Source organism: Antarctobacter sp. (assembly GCF_048262615.1).
In the GTDB taxonomy this organism is placed as follows: Bacteria; Pseudomonadota; Alphaproteobacteria; order Rhodobacterales; family Rhodobacteraceae; genus Antarctobacter.
The window spans coordinates 138,648-159,052 of the sequence record NZ_JBLXFB010000002.1; the positions used below are offsets into that span (position 1 = coordinate 138,648).

General features: G+C 65.5%; 13 protein-coding genes. 9 read left to right on the forward strand and 4 right to left on the reverse strand.

Going from position 1 to position 20,405, the window contains the following annotated elements:
• Nucleotides 1–20: 20 nt before the first annotated feature.
• The 3 genes from ACN0S5_RS02770 to ACN0S5_RS02780 are packed head-to-tail and all read left to right on the forward strand — an operon-like array spanning nucleotide 21 to nucleotide 4,383.
• Complete coding sequence (locus ACN0S5_RS02770; protein ID WP_417205738.1) at nucleotides 21–2,072, forward strand: acyltransferase family protein; 2,052 nt, start codon at nucleotides 21–23, stop codon at nucleotides 2,070–2,072.
• Nucleotides 2,069–3,622: a GMC oxidoreductase gene (locus ACN0S5_RS02775; RefSeq protein WP_417205740.1), complete on the forward strand. Its 1,554-nt coding sequence runs from the start codon at nucleotides 2,069–2,071 to the stop codon at nucleotides 3,620–3,622. The genes ACN0S5_RS02770 and ACN0S5_RS02775 overlap by 4 nt, the downstream gene beginning before the upstream one ends.
• Nucleotides 3,619–4,383 (forward strand): SDR family oxidoreductase, encoded by a 765-nt coding sequence (locus ACN0S5_RS02780; protein WP_417205742.1) that lies wholly within the window; start codon nucleotides 3,619–3,621, stop codon nucleotides 4,381–4,383. Before ACN0S5_RS02775 ends, ACN0S5_RS02780 begins: the two co-directional genes overlap by 4 nt.
• A 12-nt stretch (nucleotides 4,384–4,395) precedes the next feature.
• On the opposite strand, the gene ACN0S5_RS02785 is transcribed toward ACN0S5_RS02780, so the two are convergent.
• Nucleotides 4,396–5,160, reverse strand: coding sequence for a WecB/TagA/CpsF family glycosyltransferase (locus ACN0S5_RS02785; RefSeq protein WP_417205744.1), 765 nt, complete (start codon nucleotides 5,158–5,160; stop codon nucleotides 4,396–4,398).
• Nucleotides 5,161–5,334: 174 nt separating this feature from the next.
• Between ACN0S5_RS02785 and ACN0S5_RS02790 the strand changes: the two genes are divergently transcribed.
• The 6 genes from ACN0S5_RS02790 to ACN0S5_RS02815 all read left to right on the forward strand — a co-directional run bounded on the left by ACN0S5_RS02790 (nucleotide 5,335) and on the right by ACN0S5_RS02815 (nucleotide 13,643).
• Nucleotides 5,335–6,516 (forward strand): Gfo/Idh/MocA family protein, encoded by a 1,182-nt coding sequence (locus ACN0S5_RS02790; RefSeq protein ID WP_417205746.1) that lies wholly within the window; start codon nucleotides 5,335–5,337, stop codon nucleotides 6,514–6,516.
• Between the two features lie 46 nt (nucleotides 6,517–6,562).
• Nucleotides 6,563–7,534: an NAD-dependent epimerase/dehydratase family protein gene (locus tag ACN0S5_RS02795; protein WP_417205748.1), complete on the forward strand. Its 972-nt coding sequence runs from the start codon at nucleotides 6,563–6,565 to the stop codon at nucleotides 7,532–7,534.
• Complete coding sequence (locus tag ACN0S5_RS02800) at nucleotides 7,531–8,802, forward strand: glycosyltransferase family 4 protein (protein WP_417205750.1); 1,272 nt, start codon at nucleotides 7,531–7,533, stop codon at nucleotides 8,800–8,802. The genes ACN0S5_RS02795 and ACN0S5_RS02800 overlap by 4 nt, the downstream gene beginning before the upstream one ends.
• Nucleotides 8,799–9,764: a glycosyltransferase gene (locus tag ACN0S5_RS02805; RefSeq protein WP_417205752.1), complete on the forward strand. Its 966-nt coding sequence runs from the start codon at nucleotides 8,799–8,801 to the stop codon at nucleotides 9,762–9,764. Before ACN0S5_RS02800 ends, ACN0S5_RS02805 begins: the two co-directional genes overlap by 4 nt.
• A 10-nt stretch (nucleotides 9,765–9,774) precedes the next feature.
• The gene (locus tag ACN0S5_RS02810) at nucleotides 9,775–11,877 is read left to right on the forward strand and encodes an NAD-dependent epimerase/dehydratase family protein (protein WP_417205754.1); all 2,103 of its coding nucleotides are present in this window, start codon (nucleotides 9,775–9,777) and stop codon (nucleotides 11,875–11,877) included.
• A gap of 218 nt (nucleotides 11,878–12,095) precedes the next feature.
• Entirely contained in the window at nucleotides 12,096–13,643 is a 1,548-nt protein-coding gene (locus ACN0S5_RS02815; protein ID WP_417205756.1) for an exopolysaccharide biosynthesis protein, read from the forward strand.
• A 34-nt stretch (nucleotides 13,644–13,677) separates the two neighbouring features.
• On the opposite strand, the gene ACN0S5_RS02820 is transcribed toward ACN0S5_RS02815, so the two are convergent.
• From ACN0S5_RS02820 to ACN0S5_RS02830, 3 genes are all read right to left on the reverse strand, one after another.
• Entirely contained in the window at nucleotides 13,678–15,006 is a 1,329-nt protein-coding gene (locus tag ACN0S5_RS02820) for a Wzz/FepE/Etk N-terminal domain-containing protein (protein WP_417205758.1), read from the reverse strand.
• 230 nt (nucleotides 15,007–15,236) lie between these two features.
• On the reverse strand, nucleotides 15,237–15,911 hold the full coding sequence (locus ACN0S5_RS02825; protein ID WP_417205760.1) for a 4'-phosphopantetheinyl transferase family protein: 675 nt from the start codon (nucleotides 15,909–15,911) through the stop codon (nucleotides 15,237–15,239).
• 4 nt (nucleotides 15,912–15,915) lie between these two features.
• Nucleotides 15,916–20,403 carry a MupA/Atu3671 family FMN-dependent luciferase-like monooxygenase gene (locus tag ACN0S5_RS02830; protein WP_417205762.1) on the reverse strand — a complete coding sequence of 1,496 codons (4,488 nt, stop codon included), beginning with the start codon at nucleotides 20,401–20,403 and terminating at the stop codon, nucleotides 15,916–15,918.
• Between the last annotated feature and the right edge of the window lie 2 nt (nucleotides 20,404–20,405).

Here is a 20,405-nt window from a genome sequence, read left to right on the forward strand (position 1 = left end):
GGACGAGGACACAGCCTGTCATGAGCGCACAGGCGCATACCCCGCCCCCTTACAGGGGCGATATCGACGGGCTGCGCGCTGTCGCCGTGTTGTCCGTGGTGCTCTACCATTTCGGCCTGCCGCTTTTGGGTGGGTTCGTCGGCGTCGATATCTTCTTTGTCATCTCCGGCTTCCTGATCGGCGGCATCCTCTGGCGCGAATACGATGCCACGGGCCGCATCAACCTGCGGACTTTCTACATCCGCCGGTTCCGCCGCCTCGCGCCCGCCTTTTTCACCATGCTGCTGGTCACAACCGCCTTTGGCTGGGTGATCCTGCTGCCGTTCGAGTTTCGGGAATACGGCAAGGCGGTGATCGCCTCGACGGTCTACCTGTCCAACGTGCTGTTTTTTCGTCAGGCGGGGTATTTCGATACCGCGTCCGAGGACAAACCGCTGCTGCACACATGGTCGCTGGCCGTGGAAGAGCAGTTTTACATCTTCCTGCCGCTGCTGCTGATCCTGCTGGCGCGCTGGCGCTGGGGGCTGATCGGCACGCTGGTGGCCTGTTGGGCGGCCTCACTGGTCGCCTGCGTTCTGCTGACACCGGTGTCACATACCGCGACCTTCTTCCTGTTCCCTTTCCGCGCGTGGGAGCTGTTGTCCGGCGTCCTGTTGGCGATCTGGGGACATCAACGGGGTGGCAAGTGGCGCGGCCACCCGGCGCTGTCATCGGTCGGGATCGTCATGGTCGGCGCGTCGATCTGGTTTACCCCGGCGGGGCCATTGTTCCCCGGTCTGCTGGCGGTGCCGCCGGTTCTGGGAACGCTCTTGCTGTTGTCGTCCGGTACGGGTGCAAATCCGGTCAACCGCATGCTGACCATGCCGGTGATGCGGTTTTTCGGGCTGATGTCCTATTCGCTCTACCTCTGGCACTGGCCGGTCTTCACACTGGCCACTTCGCTGCGCGGAGAAATGGGCCTGCCGGAATCGCTGGTCTGGATGGCGCTGTCGGTCGGTCTGGGCTGGCTGTCGTGGCGATTTGTCGAACAGCCCGTGCGCCACAGCCGCCGCCTGACCGGACGGGCGGTGTTTGGCGGGATGGCGCTGGCCTCGATATCCGCTTTGGCCGTGGGGTACGCCCTATTTGCCCGCGACGGGCTGCCAGAACGCTTTGGCACGCAGGCGCGGGTGCATATCGCCGCCTCCGGCGACTTCCTTCAGGACTGGAGCCGGTGCCGCATCGCCGACAGCGGACCGCTTGACGGGTTGGAGGTCTGTCCGATCGGACCGGACGGCCCGCCGCGCCTGCTGGTCTGGGGCGACAGCCATGTGCGCGCGATGAAAGAGGGGCTGGATGTCGCCGCGCATGAGGCAGGGGTGCCCGCGATCCTGATCTGGCGCGCGGGATGTGCGCCGCTGTTTGGCCTGCGCAAGGTCGAAAGCGCCGCCACCCCGGCGCAGGATACCGCCTGCACCCAAGCCAACAAACAGATCCGGCAGGCGCTGCCCGCGCTCGACGGTCTTCAGTCCGTGCTGCTGATCGGTCGGTGGAGCTATTATGCCACCGGCGAGGGGGTCGGCCTGAATGCCGATGACCGGATTGCCCTGTTTCCCACGGATCGCCCCGCCTCGACCGATACGCTGCAACCGCAACTGCTGGCCGAGGCCGCGCGCGCCACGGTCGAGGAACTGGGTCAGCACATTCCCCGCGTGTTCGTGCTGCGCCAACCTCCGGAAATTCCGTTTTACAACAGCCGCTTCGCCGCGCGAGAGGCAGCCCATGCCGATCTGCCGCTCGCCGCGCCCGGTCAGACCCAAGACACCGTTCCGGCGGCGGCCATCGTGCTGCGCGCAATCCTGTCCGACGCGCCTTGGCTGCCGTTGGCCACGGCGGGCAGGATCACGTTTCTGGACACATGGCCCTATTTCTGCACGGATGGGCTGTGTTCCGCTGTCCAGCAAGGGCAGGGGCAGTATTTTGACAACAACCACCTGACCAACAGCGCCGCCATCCGCATCCGCGAGGTGTTGGGCCCGATCTTTACGCCGCTGGCGGGTGAGGTTTCCATGAACGGGGCCTCTGACGGATGACCTCGGTCTTTGACACGCATTGGGATGCCATCGTCATCGGCGCGGGCATGGGCGGCGGTACGCTGGGCCGCGCGCTGGCCGAGGCCGGACAAAAGGTGCTGTTTGTCGAAAAAGGCGCGCCGGGCCTGCGCAGCGAACGCAACGGCCTGACAGAGGTGTTTGTGCCAGAGGCGCGCGCCGCCCGTGGCCTGTGGCCCGACCCGCTGCATGTCACGCTCGACGGGGTGCAGACCAGCTTTTTCGCGCCTCTGGGCAGCGGGCCGGGCGGCAGTTCGGTGTTTTATGCCGCCACGCTGGAACGCCCGGAACGGCACGATCTGGACGACCTGCCCGGACAACCCCATCCGACCGGCGGCTGGCCGGTGGGCTATGACGCCATGGCACCGTGGTACGACAGGGCCGCCCTGCAATTCCGCGTCCACGGCACCGCCGATCCGCTGTCGCCCGAGCCCTCGATGCCGCTGGAGACCCCGCCACCCCTGCACCGGGCCGAGGCCGCGCTGACCGACAGCCTGCGCGCGGCGGGCCTGCATCCCTATCGCACCCATACCGGCATCGCCCATATCGAGGGGTGTGAGAACTGTCTTGGCCGCAAATGCCCCAAGGTCTGCAAGATGGATGGCCGCTCTGCCGGGGTGGAACCGGCGCTGGCGACGGGCAATGCGCATTTGCTCACCAGCGCGGTTGTCACCCGCCTGCACACGTCGGAAAACCGCATCACCCATGCCGAGGTGCGGATTGATGGCGAAACCCGGCAGTTGCGGGCGCATCGATTCATTCTGGCCGCCGGGGCGCTGCATTCGCCGCGCCTGCTGCTGGCCTCTGCGTCTGAGGACTGGCCCAAAGGGCTGGCCAATCGGTCCAGCATGGTCGGGGGCAACCTGATGCTGCATGTCGATGAACGCTTTGCCCTCTGGCTCAAGCGCGGCACGCCGGACAGCGGCGCGACCAAGGCGATTTCCTTCCGCGACTTTTACCACCGTGAGGACATGCGGCTGGGATCGGTGCAGGCCATGGGCATCCGCGCCTCGTATGGCGAGATGGTGCATTTTCTCAACCGGATGTTCGACCTGCGCGGGCAGCCGCGCCTGCGCGCGCTGTCGCGGCCCATGGCGGGCGTTGCGCAGGTTCTGCTGGGTCATGCGCATCTGTTCGTCGGGTTGATGGAGGATTTTCCCTACGCCCAAAACCGCGTGCTGTTCGATCCGGCGCAGCCAGAGAAACTCTCCGTCACCTACACCCTGACGGATGAATTGCGCGCCCGTCGCCGCGCCTTTCGCAAGGCGTTGAGGCATGGGTTGCGCGGGCACCGGCACATGTTCCTGTCGATGACGCCGGAATTGAACTGGGGTCATCCCTGCGGCACGCTGCGGTTCGGGCATGATCCGGCGACATCGGTCACGCGCGCAGACGGGCGGGCGCATGACGTGTCCAACCTCTGGGTCGCGGATGCCAGTTTCATGCCGACCTCCATGGGAGTGAACCCCAGCCTGACCATCGCCGCCAACGCCCTGCGCGTGGCGGACCAGATCCTGAAAGATGGCACATGACGCAAATCACGCCAAAGGACGGCTTTGCCGTGGTCACAGGGGCCGGGTCCGGCCTTGGCCGCGCATTGGCGCAGCAACTGTGCGCAGAGAGGTTCACCGTGGTCGGCACCGGACGCCGGGCCGAGGCGCTGGAGGAAACCGCCGCGCTGTGCGGGGGCCGTTTTGACGCGGTGCCGCTGGACGTGTCCGATTTCGACGCCGTGACAGCGGGCTTTGCCGGAATGACGCGCCGCCACGGACCGCTTGCGCTGCTGGTCAACAACGCCGCCGTCTATCCCAAACGCGATGTGCTCGATGAGACGCCGGACCGCTTTTGGCACAGCCTGAAAATCAACCTTGGAGGGGTCTACGCCTGTTCCTGGGCGGCTTTGCAGGACATGGCCCCGCGCGGCACGGGCCGTATCCTGAACGTCGCCAGTTATGCCGACTTTGCGCCCCTGCCCGCCTCGGCGGCCTATTCGGTGTCAAAAGGCGCGCAGCGCATCCTGACGCGCGCACTGATCGCCGATTTGTTTGACCGCTTTCCCGGCATCGTGATCAGTGACTGGCTTCCCGGCGCGCTGGCGACGGGCATGGGCATTCCCGATGGCCTGCCACCCGAAGTGGCCGCACGTTGGGGTGTGAAACTGGCCCTGATGCGCGACGCGGGCCTGAACGGCACCATTTTTGAGCGTGACATGGAACTGCTGCCGCCGCGCGGCCTCAAGTCAAAGCTGAAGGATGCCCTGCTGTTGCGCCGCCCCAAACCGCGCCGCCTGTAATCACCCCTGTGATCAGTCGCGCCGGTCGCGCAGCCGCAACAACAGCGACCGCAGCGCCAAACCGGGAAGGACAAGGGCGCATTTGGCATATCGCCCGGCCAGCCGCCTTGGGTCCAGCATCATGCGCCACAGCCACTCCATCGCGATACGGCGCACCCAGTTGGGCGCGCGCTGCTGCGTCCCGGCAAAGAAATCCAACCCCGCCCCGATCGAGGCAAAGCCGATATCCGGCGTGATCCTGCGCCCGGTGGCGGCAAAGCTTTCCTGTTTGGGCGCGCCCAGCGCCACGAAACACAGCCGCGCGCCAGAGGCTGCAATCTTGCGCAGCATGTCCTGCGCCTCTGGCCCGGCAGGATCAAACCCCATCGGCGGGGCGATCTGACAGACCACCTCCAGATCGCGCACCTCACGCTCCAGATACTCTGCCGCTGCCGCCAGAACGGGCGCTTGCGAGCCAAACAGCGCCACAGTAACCCCTTGGGCCGCCGCAAGCCGCGCCAGCGGCAGTATCGCCTCTGAACCGGGGATCAAAGAGACGGGCCGCCCCGCCAGCCGCGACATCCAGACGATAGGATAACCATCGGCCACCACGAAATCCTGCGCCGCATAGATTTCGCGAAACGCCTCTGATCCGTGCAGCTTGACGATATGATCCAGATTGATCGTTGCCAGCGCAAAGCCGCTGCGCCGGGCAAACCGTTCACGCACGCGGGCCTCAAGCACGGCCCAGGTCGGCACGTTCACGGTGATCGTGTCATCGCCTATTCGAAAATCCATGTGAACACCTTGCCCCCCTTTCCGCCATAGCGTGAAACCAACACCCTTTCAGTGCCCTTTACAGCACACATCGCAAGTTTCGAAACGACTGGTGCCGCGCTGCCGCAATTTCGCGGTCCACGTCGAATTCCGGCCATGATTTCCTGCTAGGGATCGGGGAACCAAAGGTGGGCCATGGGTGGCACAGTGAAACCGATCAACGCACAGGCAGCGGCCGGGGCGGGCACAGGCGCGGCAGGACAGATTGTTCTGCTGGGCTGCGGCTTTGTCGCGGACCTGTACATGCGCGCGTTGCAGGCCATGCCGGGGATCGGGGTTGCAGGCGTCTGGGACAGCGATGCCGCGCGGCTTGCCGCCTTTTGCAGCCATTGGAATGTTCCCGCCCGCGACGGGCTGCAATCGCTGCTGGCGCAGGCCCCCGATGCGCTGGTCCTGAACCTGACCAACCCCGCCGCCCATTTCGAGACCTCAAAAGCCTGTCTTGAGGCGGGGCGGCACGTCTATTCGGAAAAACCGCTGGCGCTGACGCTGGACGACGCCAAGACCCTGCACGCGCTGGCGGCGGACAAGGGGCTGATCCTTGCCTCCGCCCCTTGTTCGGCGCTGGGCGAGGCGGCGCAGACCCTTGGACACGCCTTGCGCAGCGGCATCGCGGGCACGCCCCGCCTGATCTATGCCGAGCTTGACGACGGGTTTATCCCGCAGGCGGCCTATGACAAATGGCTGACGGAGTCCGGCGCGCCCTGGCCCTATGAGGATGAATTCCGCGTCGGCTGTACGCTGGAACACGCGGGCTATTACCTGACATGGCTGATCTCATGGTTCGGGCCGGTGCGCACGGTTGTTGCCGCCTCGGCAGAGACGATCCCCGACAAGACGGGCACCGGCCCCTTTGCGCCGGATTTCTCTACCGCCACACTGTTTTTCGAAACAGGTCCGGTGACCCGTCTGACCTGTTCCATCGTGGCCCCGCACGATCACGGCATCCGCATCGTCGGGGACAAGGGCGTGCTGAGTTGCAAGGCCGCGTGGGACAACGCCGCCAAGGTCCGCTTTGCCCGTCGGATCACCCTGCGCCGCCGGTTGATGGAACACCCGTTTCCGCGAACGATCCGCCTGAAACAGCCCACCCATCCAAAGGTCAAACGCTGGGGGGCGGCGGCGATGAATTTCATGCTTGGCCCGGCCGAGGTGCTGGAGGCGCTGCGTGACGGCCGCCCTTGCCGGATGTCGAACGATTTTGCCCTGCACCTGACAGAGGTGACACTGGCGATCCAGAACGCGGGCGAGACCGGCGGCGCGCAGCGTATGACCACCACATGTGGTCCGATGGAGCCGATGCCATGGGCGAAGTGAAACCGGAGCCATATGAAGCTGGCGAAGTGAAACCGGAGCATGTGCCATGGGCGATGTAACCCGCATCCTGATCACCGGGGCCAATGGCTTTGTCGGCAGCGCCTGCGTGGCCGAGGCACGCGCGCGCGGAATAGAGGTGACGGCACTGTACCGCCGTGCACCCGTGGCAGAGTGGGCCTCGGACCCCGGCATCCACCCCTTGCAGGCCGACCTGTCCGACCCCGCCACAGCGGCGGTGCTGGGCAATGCCATGTCCGGAGTGCAGGCGGTGATCCACGCCGCCGCGCACCTTGGGGGCGACGCGGCCAGCCACGCGCAGGACACGCTGCGCGGCACACAAACCCTGCTGGATGCAATGACCAGCGGCGGCGCGCGGTTGGTCCTTGTCTCCTCCATCGCGGTTTATGACACGATGCAGGTGGCCCCCGGCGCGGCGCTGATTGAAACCGCGCCGCTGGAAGACGCGGACCACGCCCGCGATGGCTATGCCGCCGCCAAGCTGCGACAGGAACAGATGTGCCGCGCCGCGGGACTGCCGCTGTGGATATTGCGGCCGGGCGCGGTCTGGGGTCCGGGGCGGACATGGCACGCGCTGCTGGGGTTCCGGGCCTCCAGACTGCATGTCCAGATCAATTCCGAGGGCGAACTGCCCCTGACCCATGTGACCCACACTGCTTGGGCGCTGGTCAAGGCGGCAACCCGCGCGCCGCACGGCACGCCGGTCCTGAACGTGCTGGACGATGACCGCCCCACCCGCGCCCGTTTTCTGCGCGCCCACAGGCGGATGACCGGCTGGCCAAAGCTGAGCCTGCCCATTCCCTACGCGGTCTGGATCACCCTTGTCCGCCTGCTAAAACCGCTGTCCGCAAACCTCCCCGGTCTGTGTCGCGAACCTGTTGTCCGCGCCCGCCTGATGCCGCTGACATGGCCCAACACGGCGCTGCGCAGCACGCTGGGCGGTGAGGATACCGACACGTTTGAGGGCATGCTCACCCGCTCATTGGGGGGCCCCCAATGATCCTGCCGAAACTGGCCTATTTGACTGGCGAATACCCCCGCGCCTCTGACACCTTTATTCAGCGTGAGGTCGCCGCCCTGCGCGCTCTGGGCCATGAGGTAAAGACCTGTTCGATCCGCACCACCGGCGCGGAACACCTTGTCGGCCCGGAACAGCGCGCCGAACATGCCAACACCTTCAAGGTGCTGGAGGCCGCCAAACGTCCCGCGACCCTGATCCGCGCCCACCTGCGGTGGATGCGCAAGCCGCGGCGCTATCTGAGCGCCCTGAAACTGGCATGGACCACGGCCCCGAAGGGCCTCAGGGGACGGCTGTACAACCTGATCTATTTCCTTGAGGCCGGGGTGCTGGCGGCGCATCTGGTCGACAATGAGGTCGACCACCTGCACAACCACATTGCCAAGGCGTCCTGTACGGTTGCCATGCTGGCCAGTGAACTGGCGGACGTCCCCTTCAGCTTTACCATCCACGGGCCGGACATCTTCTTTGAGCCGCACCACTGGCGGATCGACGAAAAGGCCGCGCGCGCCGCGTTTGTCGCCTGCATCAGCGATTTCTGCCGATCACAACTGATGTGTTTCGCCGATCAGGCGCATTGGCACCGCTTTCACATCGTTCATTGCGGGGTAGAGCCTGACCGCTACACACCCGCCGACCACGAGACAGAGAAATGGGTGACAGAGCTGGTCTTTGTCGGGCGTCTGGCGGGCGTCAAGGGCGTGCCGCTGCTGCTGGACGCCATGCGCCGCTTGTTGCAGCCGCCCGTCACCGACGACCCCCAACGCGCCTTTGACGACCCGCCCGCCATACACCTGACCATCGTCGGCGACGGCCCGGACCGCGCCGCGCTGGAACAACAGGCAGAGGGGCTGCCAGTCACCTTCACCGGCTACCGCAGCCAGTCCGAGGTGGCCGAAATCCTGTCAAAGGCCGATCTCTTTGTCCTGCCCAGCTTTGCCGAGGGGCTGCCCGTCGTGTTGATGGAGGCGATGGCCGCCGGGGTGCCGGTGATCACCACCCGCATCGCCGGGGTGCCGGAACTGGTGACCCACGGCCACAACGGTTTGCTGGTGCCGCCGGGCAATGCAACGGCCCTGCGCGCCGCGATCGAAACACTGGTGAGCGACCCCGACCTGCGAAGCAAAATGGGCGCGGCCGGGCGGGAAACCGTAAAGGCCGATTTCGACATCGCAACCGAGGCAAAGAAACTGTCATGGTTGTTTGAGGAATACACCGCAGGACTGCAACCCCGGTGGACACGGCTATGACCGGCACACCCGTCGATGTTGTCCTGATCGGGCGCAATGAGGGCGCAAGGCTGGTGGCGGCGCTGGACTCTGTGCAGGGGCGGGCGCGGCAGGTGGTCTATGTCGACTCCGGCTCTACCGATGACAGCGTCGCCGCGGCCCGCAAGAGCGGCGCAATGGTGGTCGAACTGGACATGTCCATCCCGTTTACCGCCGCACGCGCGCGCAACGCCGGATTTGACGCTCTGGACGACCCGCAGATCGTGCAGTTTCTGGATGGCGATTGCAGCCTTGTGCCCGGCTATCTGGATGCGGCCCGCGCCCATCTGGAGGCGCACCCGGACCTGGGGATGGTGACCGGATGGCGCGCGGAAATCCATCCCGAGGTCAGCGTCTATAACGTGCTGTGTGACTGGGAATGGCATCGCCCCGCCGGTCTCATCCTCGCCTGCGGCGGCGACATGATGGTGCGCGCAGAGGCATGGGCCGGAATCGGCGGCATGAACCCGCAGGTCATCGCCGCCGAGGACGATGAATTTTGCACCCGCCTGCGCAAGGCCGGGTGGCAGTTGGAGCGCCTGCCGCTGGACATGTCACGCCATGACGCCGCCATGCTGCGTTTTGGCCAGTGGTGGCGGCGCGCGGTACGTACCGGGCATGGCTTTGCGCAGGTCGGGCACCTGCACCCGGAGTATTTTCGCAGCGAACGCCGCCGCGTGCTGCTCTTTGGTCTTGTCCTGCCGATACTGTTCCTGTGCGGCCTGATTGTCACACCGCTGCTGAGCCTTGCGGTTGTGGCGCTTTACGTCGTCAGTCACCTGCGGTCGATCCGGGCGCTGCGCGACGATGGGCTGTCGCGGGACCGTGCCCGCAAACTTGCCGTCCTTTTGTCCCTGTCCAAATTCCCGAACCTGATCGGCATGGCGAAATTCCACGCCCGACGCCTCTCTGGCGCCGACATGCGCATTATCGAATATAAATGAGGTCTTAGAGATGCCCACCCCCATTCGCGTCGGTCTGATCGGGGCCGGATACATCGCCGACTGGCACGCCGAGGCGCTAAAGGCCACACCCGGAGTCCAGATCACCGCCGTCTGCGATCTGAACGATTCCGCCGCCCGCGCCCTTGCCGATCCGCTTGGCGCGAGGGTGTTCACAACTGTGCAGCAGTTGATCGATTCGAAGGCCTGCGACGCTGTCCATATCTTGACACCCCCAAATATACATAAGGATATCGCGACTCAGTGCCTTGTGGATGGATTGCACGTGCTTGTGGAAAAGCCTGTGGCTGAATCCGGAGACGAGGCCGCCGAAATCCTTGCCGCAGCCGACTCCGCGGGCCGCCGATTCCACCCCGGTCACAACTTTCTGGGCCTCCCGTCCTACGAACGGATGAAGGCCGCGATGCTGGCCGGCGACTATGGCCGCATCTCCAGCGCCGAGATCACATGGGCGCTGCCCTTGTCGCCTTTGCGCTCCGGTCCGTTCAATCTGTGGCTGCTGCGCCAGCCGAAAAACCTGTTGCTGGAGCTGGGACCGCATCTGGTCGCCTTTGCCCATGACCTGTTTGGCGAGGTGGAGATCCTGCACGCGCAGGCCGCGCATCCCGTCGCCCTGCCGGGGGACGATCCGCGCCCGCAAAGCTTTCGCATCCTCGCCCGCGCGGGCCATGTCGAGATCACCTTTGCCATCGCCATGGTCGAGACGGTCGACGACAGGTCCGTCAGCTTGCGCGGGTCCTCTGCCCGCGCGCGGCTGGACTATGCGCAGGACGTGCTGGTGGTGGAACGTGAGAACGCCGCCGATCTGGTGGCGAACCCGCTGAAGAAACAGCTGGAACTGTCGCGCCAGCACCGGCGCGTGGGCCTGTCCAACGCCCTGACCCAGTTGAGATCGCTGAACACCCTGAACCCCTATGGACGCAGCTTTCGCGGCATGAACGCGGCCATCTACGGCGCGCTGGCCAATGGCGGGCCGCAGGACCCCCGGTTCTCCGGCCAAAGTGCCGTTGCTGTCATGCGCACCATTGACGCGATGATTGCGAAACTGCCTGCCGAGGTGCTGCAAACCGCCGCCCCCGCCGTGCAGACACGCGCTCCGAAACCGACCGCTCTGGTCATCGGCGGCACCGGGTTCATTGGGCGGGCGCTGACCCGGCGGCTGGTGGCGGACGGGCGCGACGTGCGCGTGCTGTCACGGGGCAAATCCGGCCCCTTCCCCGACCTGCCCGACAATGTGGAAACGGTCAGCGCCTCGCTCCATGATCTCGACGCGCTGACTGCGGCGATGCAGGGCATCGAGGTGGTGTTCAACCTTGCCAAGTCGCTGGACGACACATGGGCCGACTGCCTGAAAAACGACGTCGGCGTGGCGCTGCGCATCGCCATGGCCGCTGAGCAGGCGGGCGTGAAACGGCTGATCTACACAGGCACCATCGCCAGCTATGACATGTCCGATCCGAATGTTCAGATCACCGAGGACACCGGCTTTGCCGAGGATATGACCGACCGCAACCTCTATGCCCGGTCCAAGGCAGAATGCGAGCGCAAGCTGATGGAACTGCACCGCAGCCGTGGTCTGCCGCTGGTCATCGCGCGACCGGGCATCGTCGTCGGCCATGGCGGCCCGCTGCAACACTGGGGCATCGGGCGCTGGCACGGCGCGGGGGCGGTGCGGATCTGGGGTCACGGGCGCAACATCCTGCCCTTTGTGCTGATCGACGACGTGGTCGACGGTCTGGTGCGCATGATCGACGCGCCAGTGGTCGGGCAAAGCTTTAACCTTGTGGGCGAACCGATGCTGTCGGCGCGTGGGTATTTCAACGCCATCCACGAGGCGCTGGGCGCGAAAATCCGCGTTGTTCCCGGTAATCTGAACGCATTTTATGCCTCGGACGCGGTGAAATACCTTCTGAAGAAATACGCCCTGCGCAAACCGGGCGTCATCCGACCGTCGCGGGCCGACTGGCAAAGCCGGGCGCATTTCTCACCCTTCGTGAACAGCCTCCCCAAGCAGGTACTCGGCTGGCAACCGGAGCCCGACAAACAGCGCTTTGTTGAAAACGCGATCACAAAGGCCAATCTCTTTGGTTTCTAGGGCACGGCGGCGACAGCCCGTGCATTTGGTGAACAATACTGGAAAATCCACCTTATTCTGGTCAAATTTGGCTGGTTTAAAGGCCGCAACGTCAGGGTCCATTCGGGACTTTCGACTGTGTTGATAGGGTCGGATCGGGTCATGAACCGGGACAAGAGAACAGGTCGGTCAGCGACGTGGGGCGGCGGCGCGGACTGGTATGTCGCGGAGCAAAGGGCATGAACATGATGGACAGCCCCAAATTCAGGCGCAAACGCACCTCGGCCTCCGCCCCACGTCCGGCGGCTGACTCGCCGTTGCCTGTCCCTCCCCTCGAAGACGCGGCGCAAGAGGTTGCGCGGGTTCGCGAAGCAGCGGCAGAGCAGGCCCGCGCCGAGGCAGAGGCGCTTCGCATCGCCGAGGCTGCCGCATTGGCCAAGGCCGAGGAAAAAGCACGCCGCAAAGCGGACCTTGAGGAACGCGCACGGGCCGAGGCCCTGCGCCGGGTCAAGGCGGCGCGTGCGCAACGTGAGGCCGACGCCGCCAAAGCCCGCGAAGATGCCGAACGGCAAGAGGCCGAAGAGGTCCGCCTCCGTCAAGAGGCCGCAGAGGCGGCCCGACATGCCGAGGCACAACGTCTGGAGGCCGACAAACGCATGGCGGAAGCGGCGGCCAGACGTGAACAAGCCAAGCGCCACGCCGCAGAGCGCGCCGAAGCCGCCCGGCGCGAGGCCGATAAGAAACGCCGCGCCGAAGAGGCCGACGCCGCCAGAATTGCCGATGAACAGAACCGCGCTGCCGAGGCAGAGAACGCGCGCATTGCCGAAGCGGCGCGTCAGGCCGAAGAAACCCGTCAGGCCGAACAGCGCCGCATCGAGGCCGAGGCACGCGCCGCCGAAGCGCGCCGCTTGGAAGAGCAGCGCCGCGCCGAAGAGGCGGCCCGCCGCAAGGCCGAGGCCGCCGTTCCCGTGTTGCCGCTGACCGACATGGTTCCCGTCACGCGCCAACCGGACCCTCCTGCTGCCACCACGACTCCCGCGGAAAAGCCCGTCGAGGATGTCGATACCGCTTGGGCCGCGCTGCCCGAATTGACCGTCGAAACGGCGCATCTTGCGCGCAACCGGATCATCACCGCCTCGCGTGAGGACCCGGCCCACGGCGCATTTGACGTCTTGCGCACCCGGTTGTTGCAGGCGCTGTCTGAAAACGGCTGGCGGCGTGTCGCGATCACCTCGCCCGGCAAGGACTGCGGCAAGACGTTTACCGCCGCCAACCTTGCGATCAGCCTGTCACGGCAGGAAAACTGCCGCACGCTCTTGATGGATCTGGATATGCGCCGCCCTAGCCTGCACAAGGTTCTGGGCATTGATGAACCGGGATCTGTGGGCGACATGCTGCGCGGGATAACCCCGCCAGAGGTGCATTTGCGCCGCATGGGCCGCAACCCGGTCAACGCCGGGCGCAACATCGCCTTTGCGCTGAATGACCGCGCCGAGCCCTATGCCTCGGAACTGTTGCAGGACCCGCGCAGCATCGAGACGCTGCGCGCCATCGAGGATCACTATGCCCCGGATGTGGTGCTGTTCGATCTGCCGCCCGCGCTGTTCTACGACGATGTGATCGCCGCCCGTCCACTGTTCGACGGTGTGCTTCTGGTGATCGGCGGCGGCCTGACAACCGAAAGCGAAGTCTCGGAGGTGGAGCGCCGTCTGGGCGACTCGATGCCGATACTGGGCATGGTGTTGAACAAGGCCGAAGGCACCGACATCGGCCGGTACACCTACTGAGCCGGTCGCGTTCGAGACCCGCTCAGCGGCGAAGTCAGTGGCGAATTGCGCGGGGCAGGAACCGCTCGGCGAAGCCAGCCAGCACTGGTGAGCGTTCCCAGATCAGCCGCAGCCCCAGCCCGGCAAGGGCAAAGATCGCCAGCAGCTTGGCCATCAGTTTCAGTCCGCCACGGCTGCGATCCTGACGGGTCGCGACCACCGGAATTGCCACCACCGGCTGAATGCCCAGCACCCGTTCCATTTGGGCTGCCGTGCGGATCACCGGGTTCATCGTCTCGGCCAGAAAGGCGGCCGCAAGTCCGGCCAGCAGGCTGGCAACCCCGCCCATCAAGGCCAGTTTCTTGCGGCTGCGCGAAACCGAGAATTCCGGCGGCAGGGCTGTCTCCAGCGCCTCGAACCGGTCGGTCGCCTGACGGTCCTCCAGCATCTGACCCAGCTCCGCCTCGGCCTTGCGCCGGGTGATCACCTCATACTGCTCTTGCAGCTTGGTCATTTCGCGTTCCAGCCGATTGAACTCTCGCTCGACCTCTGGCGCGCCCTGAATCAGCGTCTCGATCTCAGTGATACGTGAGGCGATCAGCGCCTTTTGCTCCTGCAAGGCCCCAATCTGCCGCCGCCGCACATCATCCCGCGTCCGGTCGCTGGAGGTTTCGATGGTCAGGATCTGTTGGTCCAGATCCAGATCGGTGGCCCGCAACGTGGCAAGCTGCGTGCGCAGGTCCGCCACACCAGAGGGCAGTTGTTCGGCATTGTTGCGCTTGAACTCGGCAATGCGGCCTTCCAGCGCCTCGATCTCTGCCCCGACGCGCAGGTCTTCGGCGGCGAAAAAGTCAAAAGTGTCGCGTGCGCGGCTGACGCTGCGCGTGCGCGACTGGTCAATCACAAGCTGCATCAGATCGTTGGCCACATCCGCCGCCTTTTGCGGATCGTCCAGTTGCACGGTGATCATCAGACCCGAGGGCGCGTTGCCGCCCGGAGCAAAGGTCTGCGCCTGACTGACAAGTTGCTGAATGCGCACGGCGTCGCGCATCCATCCCACACGCTCTGTCATGGTCATCGCCGGATTGTCGGCAAACAGGGTGTGTTTTTCCATCACCCGCACAAGGTTGTCGCGCGCCATCAGCCGTTGCTCGATCAGCCGGATACGGCGGGCGGCGTCGGTGTTGGTGGCCAGCGCCCCGGCCAGTTGGTCCGGCACCTGCGCGTCCTCGATCTGCACAACGGCTGTGGCCTCATAGACCTTGGACTGGCCCAGCGCGTAATACAGCGAGGCAAGGCACCCCAGAAAAGTCACCACAAGGATCAAAAGCGCCCGACGCCGAAGCGCCGCGAAAACTTCGCCAATCGACTGAAACTGCGTCATATCAAATCTCCCGCAAAACCGCCCCCGGCGCGGAGACGACACATCGGACCCCTCGGGCAACCAGCGCCATCTTCTGGCCTCAATCTAACGAAGTTGCCTAAATTTTGCCACGTGCTTGCCGCGTAAATGCTGGAAACAATGCGTGTCCCAGTTGCGAACCAAGGACATATTTTTGCCTTATTCTCAGCAGGATACAGGTGTGCACCGGGCAATTGTGGCAAGTTTGCGGCTTACAGGGGGAGGGGGCGCACCGGTGAGGCACTAAGCGACAGGATCAACCCGCCGCCGACCGCCTGCCGCATCGGCAAATCGGTACGCGATTCGGGCGGAATTGCGGCGACTTCTGGGTGGTCGGTGAACCGCGCGCGGCCCTCGGTCAGGTCGACCGCCAACCCGTGAAACCCAAAGACATGGCTCGCCAAGGGGTAATGCGCCTTGTAGGCGGCTTCCTTGGCGGAAAACAATCGCTTGGCAAGGGCCGGGCGGGCGGACTTTGGCAGCGGTGCCAGTTCTTCGGGCAGGCAAATCTCGGGGATCAGGTCTGCGGCCAAAGGCGCGTCGCCTTCGACGTCTATGCCAAGGCTGAGAAAATCCTGCACCCGCGCCACAACCGCAAGGCACAGCCCCTGCGCGTGGCTGATGCTGCCGACGATTCCATCGGGCCAGATCGGCGCTCGGTCCGCCCCCATCGGGATCGGCGCGCGGTCCAGACCCAGACGCGCCATGGCCCGGCGGGCTGCCAGACGCCCGCCGGCGAACTCTGCCACGCGGGCGGGGCGCGCGCGGGTCATCGCGGCGGCTTCTTCGGGGAAAAGGTCCTCTTCGCCAATGTCCGCCACGCCCCAAGCCATCGCTCGGGGCGGACCGATCCGGCGGATCAACAGATCAAGCTGCGCGGCCCGCATCACGTCAGGCCCTGCGCCGTGCGCGCATTTCGCGGCGGCGCGCCATGGCATCGCTGCGGGACTGGGCGCGGGTGGAGGGCTCAACAGGGGCCGCCACGGCAGGGACCGTCGCCACCGGCCCATCGACCAGCGCGGCGACCCGCCCAGCCAGATCCGCCAGCACCGGGAAGCGGAAGATATCGGTGATCGACAGTTTCGCCGCCCCCAGTTCTTCGCGGATCGCGCGGTGCGCCTGAACGGCCAGCAGCGAATGCCCGCCAAGGTCAAAGAAATTGTCGCGCCCGGTGGCGCTGACCCCCAGCGTGCGTTGCCAGATTGCGGCAATCGCGGCCTCGACCTGTTGCGCACCCCCGGTGCCCGCGGATGCGACCACCGGAACAGCCACGGGGTCCACCTGCACCGCTTGCGGCGCAGGCAGCGCCTTGCGGTCCACCTTTTTGTTGGGGGTCAGCGGGAAGGCGTCCAGATGCACAAACCGCCCCGGCACCATGAACCCCGGCAGATCACGCGCCATTGCGGATTTGAGCGCCGCCTCTGGCTGCACCGCGCCGGTGTAGTACCCCACCAGCCGCACGTCGCCCGGCACATCCTCGCGCGCGATCACCACACCCTGCACAACGCCCGCAAGCGCCCCAAGGCAGGCTTCGATCTCGCCCAGTTCGATCCGGTGGCCGCGCAGTTTGACCTGATGATCCACCCGGCCCACAAAGTCGATCGCCCCGTCCACGCGCCGCCGCACCAGATCGCCGGTGCTGTACATCCGGCCCGGATGGAACGGGTTGTCGGTGAATTTATCTGCCGTCAGGTCCGGGCGCTGCCAATAGCCGCGCGTGACACCCTGACCGCCGATCCACAACTCGCCTTCTTGCCCCACGCCGACCGGTTGCCGGTCCGCGTCCAGAACGTAAAGCTGCTGGTTCGCCAGCGGCATCCCGATGTTGACCACCGCCTCACCCGGTGCGGCCCGCGTGCAGGACGACCAGATCGTCGTTTCTGTCGGGCCATACATGTTGGTCACGGTGGCGTCAGTGATCCGGGCAAAATCCTCGACCAAGGCACCGGGCAGCGGCTCTCCTCCTAGGTACACATGGTGTACACCCTTCAGCGCAAAGCGGGCCTCGTCGTTCATCGCGATCATGCGCGCCATCGACGGCGTGCATTGCAGATGCGTCACCCCGTGACGGACAATCTGCGCCGCGATGCTGAAATCGTCCTGCGCCAGCTCCGGTGCGCCACTGGTCTGGGAAACCACCTCGGCCAAGGGCCGCAGTCCGGCCATGACCGTTTCCCGGTCGATGCCATAGTCAATCAGGCAGGCGATTTCCGTTACACCGATGGCCTGCACGTCTTCGGTTCGCTTCAGTGCGTCCTCAACCGTACCGAACAGCCCGCTGTCGTTGAAATACCGCTCAAACGCGAAGTCGAGGATGGCCTCCAGCTCATCCGGCTCCAGCCCGTCCAGTTGCAGGTCAAAGGCGTTCGAGGCACCCTCGGGCCGTTTGAACGCTGGAAAGGCCCAGGCGTATTGCTTGATCAGTCCGGCGGCAGAGCGCAGGTAGTCCTTCATCGGTTCGCGGGCGATTTCGCGGGCGTGGTCGCGGCTGTCGCTCAGGAAGGTGTGCAGCATCAGGGTGACAGTGAAATCGGCCGGATCATGGCCCGCCTCACGCAGCGCGGCGTGGTACAGCTTGATCTTCTCGCCAACCTCTTCGACCGTCTGGCCCAGCAGGTGGGTCAGCACGTTGCACCCGGCGCTGCCTGCCTCTTGCCACGTCTTGGGGTTGCCAGCGGTCGTGACCCAAACGGGCAGTTCCCTGGACACCGGGCGCGGCTGTGTCACCACCTCATGCAAGGTGCCATCCTGACGGGGGAACGCAACCGCCTCGCCGCGCCACAGCTTTCGCACGATCTCAAGGTCGCGCATCATGGCGGGCTTATTCTCGGGCGGGGTGTTTTCGGGGCGCAGGACAAAATCGTCCGGCTGCCAGCCGCTGGCAATCGCCATGCCCGCGCGCCCGTTTGTCAGGTTGTCGATCACCGCCCATTCCTCGGCGATGCGCGCCGGGTGGTGCAGCGGTGCAACCACGGACCCGCCCCGAACGCCGATGTTCTTGGTCACGCCAGCCACCGCCGCGCCGGTCACCGAGGGGTTTGGATAGGGGCCACCAAAGGCGTGAAAGTGCCTCTCAGGTGTCCAGACCGCGACAAAGCCGTTCTCATCGGCAAATTGCGCGCCCTCCAGCAGCAGTGCATATTTGTCGCGCCCCGCGCCGTCGTCATTGCCCCAGTAATACAGCGAGAATTCCATACCGTTGCCGCTCGGCATCGGCCCGTTGGAAATCAGGCCCCGGTCCTCATCGCCCGTCAGCACCACGGTCAGCCCGCGCGCGGTGGTCCAGAACAGTTCCAGCACAGAAATATCGAACGACAGCGAGGTCACCGCCAGCCACGTCCCGCCATCGTGCGGAATATGGGCGTCCATCCCGGTGTAAAAATTGCAGACATTGCGATGCTCGACCATCACGCCCTTGGGCTTGCCGGTCGATCCGCTGGTATAGATCAGGTAGGCAAGGTCTTCGGGGTCGCTGGTGTCGGGCAGGTTTTCGTCTGGCTGGGCTGTCAGGCGCGGCTCTGCGTCCAGCACCAGCAGTTGCGCATCATGGCGCGGCAGCGCGGGGTCCACCGCCGCCTGCGTCACGATCACCGACGCGCCGCTGTCCTCGACAAAATGCTGCAAGCGGTCCGCCGGATAGCTGGGGTCCATCGGCAGATAGGCCCCACCGGCCTTGAGGATTGCCAGCGCGCCGACCATCAGATCGACCGAGCGGCGACAGCACAGGCCCACCACCTGCCCCTTTGTCACACCCATGTCCCGCAGCAGATGCGCGGCACGGTTGGCGCGGGCGTTCAACTCGGCGTAGGTGAGGCTCTGGTTCTCAAAGATCAGCGCCACAGCCTCGGGGGTCATCGCCACTTGGCGTTCAAAGGCGCGGTGCATGGTCTGGGCTTGGTCATGCTCGACCGCCGTGGCGTTCCAACGGTTCAGAACCATGTCCCGTTCATCGTCCGGCAGTATCTGTTCCGGCGCGACGGCCATCAGTTCCAGCCGCGCGGCCAAAAGTTCCGCCATCGCGGGCGACAGCGGCCCGGTGTCATAGCTGAACTGCACGTCCTCGCCAAAGATCACCGTCACCACGGTTCCCGGCACATGACCGGCCCCGTCCACGGCCACGCCGATCTGAGGCACCTCGGGCCAGGTCAACTCTGGTGCGCGCACAAAGAGATCCGCCGCCACCGGCATCGGCGCGGACAGCGGTGCCCAAGGCAGGGTCAATCCGCGAGAGGCCATTTTTGCCAGCGTGCCATCGGCCCATGCAAGGTCGGCCCCCTGCCCCGCCAACCGCTCTGCCCAGCGCGCGACCAAAGCGATTCCGTCATCGCCACGCGGCAGATGCAGCGTGCGTGATTGAAGCGCGCATTCCCCCGCCTGTACCCCGGATAGTTCGATGGGGTGCAGCGCCGCCATGGCGGCGCGCATCCGTCGTTCATGCTTGGCAACCTTGGCTATCTCCGCGTCGATCAGTGCGCGGGTGTCGGCATCTGGCAGGTCCAACACCTCGCCCGTGGCCGCGATCTGATCCGCAGCCACCGGCGCGCCGCAGATGCGCGTCAGCCCCGACAGCACCAGCGCGTGTGCGCCGCAGGCGACCGTCAGGTGATCCGCGCCAACCTCCAAAACTGCGCCGGACGCGGCGTGCGCCTCTGTCAGGCGCGCATGGCCGACCCGCCAGACGGCCCCCCGCGCGGAGATCTTTGCCGCGCACAGCGGGTTCCAATAGGGTCCGTGATCCAGCGCACGCACCAGACGCTCCAACTCAACCGCCGGACAGGTGAAATCCAGCAGCCCAGACCCCGATGGTCGCTTGGCCAAGGCATGATAACTGCGCAGCGTCAGGTCCTGTTTCACCCGGCGCAAGTGACCGCTTTCCAGTTGATCCAGCAGCGCCGGAAACGACTCCATCGCCGCCTCATAGGCCTTGGTGTTCAGGGTCAGCGCGGTGTCCTGCGCCGTCACGTCGAACCCGACCTGTTCCAGAATGTCGCCCTCATCGACGCCGCCCTCGATCAGGTGCCAGGTGACGCCGTGCCGTGCCTCTCCGTCGATCAGCGCCCAGACCGGGGCATTCAACCCGGCGTGGCGCGGCAGGGGTCCGTCGTGGAAATTCACTGCACCCTTGGCGGGCAGCGCCAGCACATCACCGGGAATGATCGACAGGTTCGCGATGGACAAAAGCCAGTCAAAGCCACCCGGCAGCCGCGCCGCCAGTTCGCGCCCCGGTGCCTCGACCCGCAGGCCTGCGCCCTCGGCCCAGAGACGCACATCGGCGCTGTCGGTCACAACCGCAAGGATGGTGTTGCCACGGGCGCGCGCCATCTCGGCGCATTGCACCAGCAGCGATTCATTGCCCCAGACGACGCAGGAAAATCCCATCT